Genomic DNA, 10,587 nt, shown 5'->3' with positions numbered 1-10,587 from the left:
TATCAAGAGCGATGAGATTTTCGAGACCCCCACTTAAATTTAAAGCGATACAAGAAAAACACCCCAACCAATTTAAAGGCTAGGGTGTACCCCAACATAATTTAATATATCTTTTTTATTCAGACCACAAAACAAGTATGCATTTTTTAGACTCTTAGGATGAAATTCAAAATGCTTCAGACAGCCATTGTGAAAATCAATAGATTTTTCTTGTGAAACAATGCAGACTCTATTTCTTTGGATCGAGTCTTTGTATATTTGTTTAGCTTTTTAGAAACAATTCTCGCACTGTATCTGGATATATCGTACAAATTACGGCCAGGATTCATGGAGTTAAAATTCGGAAAGGGCTTGATTCATAGGAAATAGTTTTTTATAATTTGGAATGTCCAAACAATACAGATCTTCGGACTGTAATTGTTATGAAGGACGGAGTTTTTAGATTTTACATCGTATCAGAACGAACGAGAGTAAGGAGGAAAATTGAATATGTCTAAAACATCCCGGCAGATTAAGAATCTGACGATGCTAGCCTTGTTTCTGGCTATAGAAGTCGTGCTTTTGGTCACGCCTTTGGGGTATCTTCGAATTGGTGTGTTAAGTGCCACTTTACTGCATGTGCCTGTGATTGTATGTGCGTGTACAATGGGGACAAAATATGGCGCTGTCATGGGGCTTGTATTTGGGATTACTTCCGTAATCAATGCGACCATGGCACCGACTGTCACAAGTTTTGCCTTTAGTCCTTTTGTGACTGTGGGAGGATTTAATGGCGGCTACCAGTCTCTGATTGTGGCAATCGTTCCTCGGGTCCTTCTTGGGGTGATTGCGGGTAGTCTATACCGGTATTGTCGCCAGAAAGATATTTCGATAGGAATCAGTGCCGGTTGTTCCGCTTTTGTGAGCACGGTGATTCATGTTATAGGGGTTTTAGGCTTGATTTTATTGTTTTATGCGGCCCCTTATGCGCAAGCGATCGGAGTGGCGCAATCGGCCTTAATGACAGCTATGGGAACAGTGATCTTGACCAACTCGATTCCGGAGATTCTCGTGGCGGTGATTGTCAATATAGCGTTGACCAAGGCGCTTTCTTCAAAAAAATAAATCATGTTGAACAGTATCTTTCTTTTACGAAGGATACTTTTTCATTTTTTAAGACCATGATAAAATAAGCAAGGTGAAAAATATGACTATTCTATCTACATTAAATGATAAACAACGTGAAGCTGCCAGTATCACAGATTCTCATGTGCGTATTATCGCTGGTGCCGGCAGCGGCAAAACGAGAGTGTTGATGGCTCGCATTGTATACCTGATCCAGGAGTGTGGGGTCTATCCGAATCGTATCATGGCGATAACATTTACCAACAAGGCAACTAATGAAATGAAGGAAAGATTGACGGCCTCTTTGGGAAAAGAAGCATTGGCAGTTCGTATCAGTACTATCCACTCTCTTTGTGTAAGAATCTTACGCGAAGATGCCCGATCGATTGGATATCCGACTTCTTTTACGATTTTAGACACAGATGATCAAAAACAGCTTCTGCGACCGATATACAAAGAATTGGATCTTGACAGCAAGGAATTCAATATGTCACATGTTCTGGGCATGATTTCAGGCTACAAGAGTGAAAAGCTATCGCCCAAACAAGCCATGGATTATGCCATGACAGATCAGCAGGAAACAATCGTAAAAATCTATTCTCAATATGAAAAGAAACGTTTGGAAATCAAAGCTATGGATTTTGATGATCTTTTGATTGAAGCATTGCGCCTTTTAGAAACGGATCCTAAAGTCAAAGAGAAATGGCAGAATCGCCTGGATTATATCCATGTGGATGAGTTTCAAGATGTTGACCCGATCCAATATGCGATTGTTCGTCATCTGGTGGGGCCGCACGCTTTCCTGTGTGTCGTAGGGGATCCAGACCAGACAATTTATACATGGAGAGGGGCTAGCGTGGACATTATTTTACATTTTGATCGGGATTTTCAACCATGCAAGAGCGTGATCTTAAATCAAAACTATCGTTCCACTAAACCTATTCTTGATGCCAGCAATGCTTTGATTCAAAACAATAGGGACCGGATCAAAAAAGATCTCTTTACCGAGATCCCAGGCAATGACAAGATCATCCTTCATATTGCGACGGAAGACAGTGACGAGCCTGTTTATATCGCTCGTAAGATCCATGAGCGTCATCAACAAGGAATTGCTTATAAAGACATGGCGGTTTTATATCGCTCAAATTATTCATCAAGGGCATTTGAACGAGTATTCAAATCTGTTCGAATCCCTTATAAGATCTATGGTGGTATTCGTTTCTATGAACGTCAAGAAATCAAAGATGCACTGGCATATTTAAAACTGTGTACATTTCCTGAACCAGAAGACCCTAAACAGCTTTCATTTGATTTAGCGATTTTACGCATCATCAATCAGCCGCGCCGTGGAATTGGACAAAAGACTATAGAAAAGTTAAGAGATCAGGCCCAGTCACTGGGCGTTAATCTTTTAACGGTTTTAAAAGATCCTCAAGACTTGTCGAGCGGCTTAAAGAAAAAATGTCAAGATTTCTATGCGCTTATTTATGATTTACAACAGCATAGAGATACCTTATCTCTGGAAGACTTTTTAGAGTATGTTATCGAAAAAAGCGGCTATCGTCAGATGTTAGAGGAGAATCACGAAACAGAGCGATTAGACAATTTAAAGGAATTGAAAAGCGATATTGCCCAAAGCTTGAAAGAAGACCCTGCGATGACTTTGGAAAGCTATCTGCAAGAAGTTTCTTTATTTACTTCCAAAGCCAGTGATGAAGCTTTGGATTGTGTTTCTTTCATGACTGTTCACGCCAGTAAAGGCCTCGAATTTGATACGGTCTTCATTGTGAACTTTAATGAGGGGATTTTCCCAAGTTCCCGTTCTTTGAATGAAGGGGGCAATAAAGCACTGGAAGAGGAGCGCCGGCTTTGTTATGTTGCGATGACTCGCGCAAAATCGCATCTGACAATTTCCTGGAACACAGGTTTTAGTTATATGTTAGATACTTTTAAAACAAAGAGTCGGTTTATGATGGAAATCCCTGCCGAAGAATGCTTTATGGAAGGACAAAAGAACCATGAGAAGAAAGAGGAAAGACAGATTCAATCCATTGGTATTCCATCGCGAAAGAAAAAAGTAGAATTTAAAGTGAAAGATCGTGTCGAACATAAGGTTTTTGGGCCTGGCATCGTCCTCAAGATCGAACGTGAAGTTGCGACAATTGCATTTAAACATCCTTACGGAATCAAACAGCTAAATGCGACGCATCCTTCCCTGAAAAAGAGTAAATCTTAAAACATGATATAATAAACAAAAGGTGATAGACATGAATGAAGTAAAGCGGATAGAAGAATTACGTAAGCTCTTAGAGCAATATGCCATCGAGTACTATGTCAAGGATGCCCCTTCTGTCTCTGATCAGGAATACGATCGGCTGATGCAGGAGCTGATCGCTTTGGAAAACAAACATCCGGAGATGAAAGATCCCAACTCTCCAAGCCAACGAATTATTGGAGCTGTGCTGGAGGGATTTGAAAAAGTCTCTCATGCGAGTCAGATGTTATCTTTGGGAAACGTTTTCAATCGGGAAGAGATTCAAGACTTTGTTCTCCGAATCCAGGAAAGTGTATCGAATCCAGAATTTGTTGTTGAATGCAAATACGATGGCTTGGCAATGGCTCTCTTGTATGAAGATGGACGTTTTGTGCGTGCCGTTACAAGAGGGGATGGCTTTGTTGGAGAAGATGTTTCAAACAATATCCGTACAATAGGTTCTATTCCTATGTATATTGATCAGCTTGACCCGGTGGAAGTTCGCGGCGAAGTTTACATGCCTAAGAAGAGCTTTGAAGAACTCAATCAGAAACAGGCAGAACAAGGCAAACCGCTATTTGCAAATCCTCGAAATGCAGCGGCGGGATCTATTCGTCAATTAGACTCCTCGATTTGTGCCCAACGCAAACTGGATGCTTATTGGTATTATTTTCAAAATGCTTCCGATTTCGGTATTCAAACGCAAGAAGAAGCTTTGGAGGCCATGGAGAAGCTGCATTTTCGTGTGAATCCTATGCGTAAAGTGTGTCGGACGACCGAACAAATCTGGGATTTTATTCAAGAAATTCAAAAAATAAGAAATACTTTACCTTATGAGATCGATGGGATGGTAATCAAACTGAATTCTTTAGCTGATCAACAAGCTTTAGGATCTACCGCCAAGGCCCCTCGTTATGCGACCGCTTATAAATTTCCAGCAGAAGAAGTGCAGACAAGATTGAAAGATATTACGATCACGGTAGGACGAACTGGGAAAATCACTCCCAATGCGGTTTTAGAACCTGTCCGTGTAGCCGGTACGACTGTCAGCGCTGCTTCTTTGCATAACGAAGATATGATTGCGGTCAAAGATCTTCGCATTGGAGATATCGTAATCGTACGCAAGGCTGGTGAAATTATTCCGGAAGTGGTTTCCAGTGTGCCTTCCCGTCGAGATGGTTCTCAACGACCTTATCATTTCCCACAGAGTTGTCCAGTATGTGGGTCTCATCTCATTCGTCTAGAGGGAGAAGCCAGTCATTATTGTGTCAACCAAGATTGTCCGGCACGAGTTGTAGAGAGTATGATCCATTTCGCATCTCGAGACGCGATGGATATTGATTCTTTGGGCGATAAGAAGATAGAGCAACTTCATGATTTCGGATTTTTGAATTCCATTGAAGATATCTATTATTTAAAGAGGCATCGCCAGGAACTTCTTGAAAAAAGAGGATATCAAAAAAAATCGGTTGATCATATGCTTGAAACTATTGAAGACAGCAAAAAACAGCCATTGGGTGTTTTATTGTTTGGATTGGGAATTCGGCAAGTAGGAAAAAAAGCCGCCATGATTCTTGCCAAACATTTTGGAAATATGGACGCGTTGATTCAGGCTTCTCAAGAAGAACTGGTCGCAATCAATGATATTGGCGAGATCACGGCCCAAAGTATCCTGGCATTTTTTAAAGAGGAGAAGAATTTACATTTGATCCAGGTGTTAAAAGAACAAGGCTTGAATATGATCCAAGAGAAAGAAGAAATTCGAGAATCTCGATTCACAAATAAAACGGTTGTACTGACCGGTACGCTAGAATCTTATACTCGTTCTGAAGCGAAAAAGATACTGGAAGCGTTTGGTGCCAATGTTGCCGGATCCGTCTCAAAAAGGACAGATTTGGTGATCTATGGGACGGCGGCTGGCTCTAAGTTGGAGAAAGCACGAAATTTAGGGGTTGATTTAATGAGCGAAGAAGAATTTGTTCAGGAGGTGTCACATGCGCAAAACAATTAGTTTGTTTATCCTCATAATGTTGTTTGTTTGCACGGCATGTAGTTCTACAACGAATACCAATCAATCCAATGCCTTAAATTCCGGGGAATATTCTGCGATCTTGCCTTATGAATCCAGTGATTCTCGTATTAAACACGCGTCTTTAATCAGTGATACGGATGCTCGGATACGGATGGAAGAAGGGCTGATGGAGCTTTCGAAAGATTATTTTTCACCGAATGAGGTGGCATATAAAACACAAGTTTTTCTGACTTATGACGAACTGGATGCGACAGACGGATCTCGAGGATTGTTGGGTACCAATCGAGATGATAATCCAAACGGATTGAATCCTAGTCCAGATGAGGGCTTTGATACGGGAAACGGAACTGTGACAGGAGCCGTTGTTCTTGTCGACTTATATGAGTTGGACTGGTATGCTGATGACAACCTGCAAGGGATATCCATTGCGATGGCAGTCAATGATGAAATTACAGATGAAGATGGAAATCTTGTGGAAATCACTCAAGAGAGGATGCAAAACTATTTAGAAGTAACGGCTGGACATCTGGTCAGTTATATGCGAGAACGATTTAACGAGATTTCATCGAATGTACCCATTTATATCGCTTGTTTTTCCTTGGGCAGTTCCGAAGATTCTTTAGGATCCTATATGTATCAAGGATACTTTGACGGATCTCAAGGAGAATACTCAACATTAGATCTGACTTGGCTGAATGTCCCGAGTACAACCTTTACGGAAGAACAAGAAAGTGTTGCGAGCCAATTCACGGAGTATCAGCAGACGATGAGTACGATTTTAGTGGATTACTCTTATGTCGTAGGACAAGCTCGTATCCAAGAGGACCAGGTCAATGAATTGAAGATAACGATTACTTGCCATGGAAAGAGTGCGAGTGAATTGCTGGCAATCGTCCAAGCGGCTCGAGATGAGCTTTCTGTTTTTTCTAGTACAGAGTGCGAATATATTGTCGAGGTCTTAAGCGATGATGGTACTTATGCATTGATTTCACGACCGGTTTCTTCTACGGAATCCACGGTTTTAGTCCGTTAAGGAGGATATGTATGGATCGATCGTTGATTTTATCTTTATCGGAGGATCTTCATTTTTCACTCACAGAAGAAGAGATCCAAGATATTCAAAAGGATTTTGCCTGGGTGCAATCGATCCAGGATCAATTTACGCAAATTGATGTTTCTAATGTTGAACCAATGACTTCCTGTGTGGAATTCTTTGAACAGGATTTGCGTCTGGATCGAGCAAATCCTTGCCTTGGAAAAGAACAAGTTTTACAAAACTCAAAAAAAATTAAAGAAGATAAAATCTTAGTCAATCAGGTGGTGAGATCTTCATGCGATTTAAAGACTCGATAGACTTTCAAGAGTTGACCCGAAAATGGCATACTGCGGATGAAAAGATCCATGCAGTGGCTTCCTGGTGTGATTGGAAAGAAGATTCGTCATTTTATGTTGCGGTCAAAGACAACATCTCTGTTGCCGGGACCTTGATGCAGGCGGGTTCGCATATTTTAGAAGGATATCGTCCTGTTTATGATGCCACTGTCATTAGCCAGCTGCGAAAGCATGGAGCGTCGGTTTTTTGTAAATCGAAGATGGATGAGCTGGGGATGGGAGATACTGGTTTGAATACTGGAGGTACACCTATTTTAAATCCTTATGATCTTTCTCGTATTACGGGAGGCAGCAGCGGAGGCAGTGCAGCGCTGGTTGCCAATGGATGTTGTCCGTTAGCAATCGGAACGGATACAGGAGACAGTATTCGTCAACCGGCTAGCTACACCGGGACGATAGGAGTCAAGCCTACCTATGGGAGGATTTCTCGCTATGGTGTATTACCCTATGCCAATTCAATGGATACGGTAGGTTTCTTTACAACATGTATAGAAGATGCTGCCTATGCATTGGAGATTTTAGAAGGAAGAGATCCAAAAGACATGACATCTTCGGCTATGTTGCCTGGTCACTATAAGAGATCCTTGGATTCTAACTTAGCTGGAAAAAAGATTGGGATCTTTCGCAGTGTAATGGATACGATAAAAAATCCTGTTTTTCAAAAAAGCTTTGAAGATCTGATCCATCATTTGGAGAAAAAGGGTGCTCATCTGATTTGGGTGGATCTGGACTCGAAATGGTTGGATCTGGTTGATCCGGTTTATAAAACGATTGCGAATGCAGAAGCGTGTTCGAATCACGCCTGTCTTGATGGTCTGCGGTATGGTTTGCAGCCGATTGAGAATACCGTAGAAGAATCTATTAAACATGCCCGAACTACTGGATTTTCTTCTTTGGTAAAGAAAAGATTTATTTACGGAGCATATTCTCTTTATGAGGAAAATCAGAAAGATCTTTTTGAAAAAGCTCAAAGAATTCGTCGTCAAATTGTGCAAGAGTATCGGGCCGCATTAGAAGATCTGGATGTTTTATTGGCGCTGAGCACGCCTGATATTGCTCCTGAAATCGCTGAAATGGACCGCTCAGGGATGCAGATCGAATCCATTTCGATTTCTCATTTGAAATTGGACAACTTAGCAGGGACTCCAAGTCTTTCTTTACCACTGGGGTTTAAACAAGGATGTCCCTTTGGACTATGTGTTCGATCAGATCGTTTTCAAGAACAGAAAATGTTTGATATCGCAAAAGCTATTGAAGAATATACAGGATTTGCCGGTTTATGTGTGGAGGCTATATGATGGATCTTTATTTACATATTGGTCTGGAGATCCATTGTGAATTGAAAACGAATACAAAGATGTTTTCCTCCAGCCCGATCGATTATCAGGCGAGCCCAAATACTTTAGTCCAGCCTTTTGACGTGGCTTTTCCGGGAACACTTCCCACAATCAACCAAAGAGCGGTGGAATTGGCGTTGAGAGCTTGTGATGTTTTAAACTGCACGATTGATTCCAATCTTCGGTTTGACAGAAAACATTATTTCTATCCCGACCTTCCCAAAGGATACCAAATCACTCAAGCTTTTCATCCTCTTGGAAAGGACGGCTTCTTAACGATCAATAGTCAGAAGATCTTGATTGAAAGAGTGCATCTGGAAGAAGATACCGCCAAACTGGTCCATAGAGATGGATATACTTCAATTGACTTTAATCGCTGCGGAATTCCTTTGATTGAAATCGTAACGCGACCAGTGATTACCTCTGTGGAGGATGCTTGTGCTTTTATGGCTGAAATCTTACGCTTGGTCACCTATTTAGAGATCAGTGAAGGAAAAATGGAAAAAGGACAAGTTCGCTGCGATGTTAATCTCTCTTTGAGTGAAAATCCATCGGACTTAGGAACAAAAGTAGAAATCAAGAATCTGAATTCGATATCGCACATGCGAGCAGCACTTTGTTATGAAGTGGATCGGCAAAAAGAACGGATAGCACATCAACATTCGATCGAATCTCAAACTCGCCGATATGATGAAAAAGAAAAAAAGACCGTCTTTTTGCGAGCCAAAAATCGAAAAGTTGATTATCGCTACATGCCAGATCCCAATTTGCCTTGTGTTCGACTGTCAAGAGAATGGATCCAGGAAGTTCTTTCAAAAAGACCTCGGACGTATCAAGAACGGTTTCAACAGTTAACGGACAAGCATCGATTATCCAATCGACTGGCATATGATCTTCTCAAACAAAAAGAGATCAATGATCTGTATTTTGAAATTGTGAAATATACACGACATTTTTCGGTTGCGGCAAATCTATTGTGTGCGGATATTCGAACTTGGTTAAAGAACCATTCTGGACCGATATTGGTCAAACCGGAAGATATTGCTTTTTTAATCAATGAGATCGATCTGACGATTCCTTATGCGAAAGCACGCGGAATTTTGAAAGCCGGATTGGAAGGAAAATCGATTCAAAAGGAGTGGAAAGCATATCAAAATCTTCAGCTTTCTTCTCAGGATATGGATCGACTGATCCAGCAGACCCTTGCACAAAATCCTAAAAGCGTGCATGATTATTTACAAGGAAAAGATCGGGCATTAGCCTATCTTGTAGGACAGTGCATGCGATTATCAAAAGGGAATGTTGACCCGCAAAGGGCAAAGGATCTTTTGAGAAGGGGTATCCGTAATTTAGAAAGGAGTACCATGGATGAAGAAGAATAAAAAAAGAAATATTGGTAGTTGGATCTTAATGATCTTGGTTGTATTGATTGTTCTGGCTTTTTTGGGATTCTTTTTTTACCGATTCTATATGGATCCTGTTTATCGAATGAATTCTTTTGAAGGAGTAGAAGGTTGGCTTCACTCTATGTACGGAGAATTTCTGGTCACGATTCTTGTATTCTTGATTTTGATGTTGATAGGATTTCGAATCTTACAGCATCATAAGGGCGAAAAAAAATCAATACGGTTTTTAGGAACTTTAGTGTTTTTGATTCCTTCTTTAATCCTTGGATTCTTCCTTTTAAAAGAACCTTTATCCGATCTTCCGTATTTGTCCAATCCTCAGACCGTTCTATTGCGTGAGATCAAATTGGAAGATCAAAGTTTAGAGGGAATCGATCAAGATGGAAATCTTAGATTGTATTCTTTGAATAAGACAAATTATGAATCATTAAAAGATCAAAAGAAGAACTTTTCTGTTGTACAAGTTTTGCCGAATACGCAAGTGGTCTGTGCTGTCGAACTCGAGAATACATTAAGCGAGAACCAGATTCAATCCATGTTGATTGAAAATCTTAATAAAGATGATACAAAATTACAGCTTTTAGTGGATGGACAGTCACTTACTTTGGGCACTTCGTTATCAGAAGCAGTTGCATCAGACTGGCAGATAAATTTAACTGAACGAGAAGAAAGAGAATATGAGAGCCTGGAACCTCAAGATGTTGCTTCGATCCAATTAACGGATCAGAGAGGAACATCAATTGAAGTGCAAATCAAAAATAATCAACAGCAGGCAATTGCATTAGATCAAGGAACAATCACTTCAATCTATAGTAGCGATCTTGGATCGGGAATGCAGATCCAATTACCCGAAAAGATCGTAGTCGGCTGGTCGGATGAAGAGGCTGTGATCAATGCTTATGGAGAACCTTCTTCATCGGATAAATTGACCAAAACTTATCAGAATGAATCGGGAACGATGGAGTTAACCTTTACTGAACAAGGTATATTAGAGTCTGTTCGTTTAAGTGTTTAGGAAAATATACAAATTTAAAGTTTATGATATAATGAAGGACAGGAGGC

General features: G+C 40.7%; 8 protein-coding genes. All 8 read left to right on the top strand.

Going from position 1 to position 10,587, the window contains the following annotated elements; genetic code table 11:
• The first annotated feature begins 489 nt into the window (after positions 1-489).
• The 8 genes from HNQ43_RS05920 (at position 490) to HNQ43_RS05885 (ending at position 10,540) form a co-directional block, all read left to right on the top strand.
• Positions 490-1,104, top strand: coding sequence for an ECF transporter S component (locus HNQ43_RS05920; RefSeq protein ID WP_183375740.1), 615 nt, complete (start codon positions 490-492; stop codon positions 1,102-1,104).
• A gap of 82 nt (positions 1,105-1,186) precedes the next feature.
• Positions 1,187-3,340 (top strand): ATP-dependent helicase, encoded by a 2,154-nt coding sequence (locus HNQ43_RS05915; RefSeq protein ID WP_183375737.1) that lies wholly within the window; start codon positions 1,187-1,189, stop codon positions 3,338-3,340.
• A gap of 31 nt (positions 3,341-3,371) precedes the next feature.
• On the top strand, positions 3,372-5,369 hold the full coding sequence (gene ligA / locus HNQ43_RS05910) for an NAD-dependent DNA ligase LigA (protein ID WP_183375735.1): 1,998 nt from the start codon (positions 3,372-3,374) through the stop codon (positions 5,367-5,369).
• A complete protein-coding gene (locus HNQ43_RS05905; protein ID WP_183375733.1) occupies positions 5,353-6,423 on the top strand; it encodes a CamS family sex pheromone protein in 1,071 nt (356 codons plus the stop codon). Before ligA ends, HNQ43_RS05905 begins: the two co-directional genes overlap by 17 nt.
• 11 nt (positions 6,424-6,434) lie before the next feature.
• On the top strand, positions 6,435-6,743 hold the full coding sequence (locus tag HNQ43_RS05900) for an Asp-tRNA(Asn)/Glu-tRNA(Gln) amidotransferase subunit GatC (protein ID WP_183375731.1): 309 nt from the start codon (positions 6,435-6,437) through the stop codon (positions 6,741-6,743).
• Positions 6,722-8,080: an amidase family protein gene (locus HNQ43_RS05895; RefSeq protein WP_183375729.1), complete on the top strand. Its 1,359-nt coding sequence runs from the start codon at positions 6,722-6,724 to the stop codon at positions 8,078-8,080. The genes HNQ43_RS05900 and HNQ43_RS05895 overlap by 22 nt, the downstream gene beginning before the upstream one ends.
• On the top strand, positions 8,077-9,501 hold the full coding sequence (gatB, locus tag HNQ43_RS05890; protein ID WP_183375727.1) for an Asp-tRNA(Asn)/Glu-tRNA(Gln) amidotransferase subunit GatB: 1,425 nt from the start codon (positions 8,077-8,079) through the stop codon (positions 9,499-9,501). Before HNQ43_RS05895 ends, gatB begins: the two co-directional genes overlap by 4 nt.
• Positions 9,488-10,540: a hypothetical protein gene (locus HNQ43_RS05885; RefSeq protein ID WP_183375725.1), complete on the top strand. Its 1,053-nt coding sequence runs from the start codon at positions 9,488-9,490 to the stop codon at positions 10,538-10,540. Before gatB ends, HNQ43_RS05885 begins: the two co-directional genes overlap by 14 nt.
• Positions 10,541-10,587: the final 47 nt, after the last annotated feature.

Origin of the sequence: Faecalicoccus acidiformans (assembly GCF_014202635.1) — a bacterium.
Classification (GTDB): domain Bacteria; phylum Bacillota_I; class Bacilli_A; order Erysipelotrichales; family Erysipelotrichaceae; genus Faecalicoccus; species Faecalicoccus acidiformans.
This window is presented reverse-complemented; position numbering and strand designations above follow the sequence as displayed.

Coding starts and splice junctions, on each gene's coding strand:
- HNQ43_RS05905 (WP_183375733.1), top strand. CDS start 5,353: ATGCGCAAAACAATTAGTTTGTTTATCCTCATAATGTTGTTTGTTTGC.
- HNQ43_RS05900 (WP_183375731.1), top strand. CDS start 6,435: ATGGATCGATCGTTGATTTTATCTTTATCGGAGGATCTTCATTTTTCA.
- HNQ43_RS05895 (WP_183375729.1), top strand. CDS start 6,722: ATGCGATTTAAAGACTCGATAGACTTTCAAGAGTTGACCCGAAAATGG.
- HNQ43_RS05915 (WP_183375737.1), top strand. CDS start 1,187: ATGACTATTCTATCTACATTAAATGATAAACAACGTGAAGCTGCCAGT.
- gatB (WP_183375727.1), top strand. CDS start 8,077: ATGATGGATCTTTATTTACATATTGGTCTGGAGATCCATTGTGAATTG.
- HNQ43_RS05885 (WP_183375725.1), top strand. CDS start 9,488: ATGAAGAAGAATAAAAAAAGAAATATTGGTAGTTGGATCTTAATGATC.
- HNQ43_RS05920 (WP_183375740.1), top strand. CDS start 490: ATGTCTAAAACATCCCGGCAGATTAAGAATCTGACGATGCTAGCCTTG.
- ligA (WP_183375735.1), top strand. CDS start 3,372: ATGAATGAAGTAAAGCGGATAGAAGAATTACGTAAGCTCTTAGAGCAA.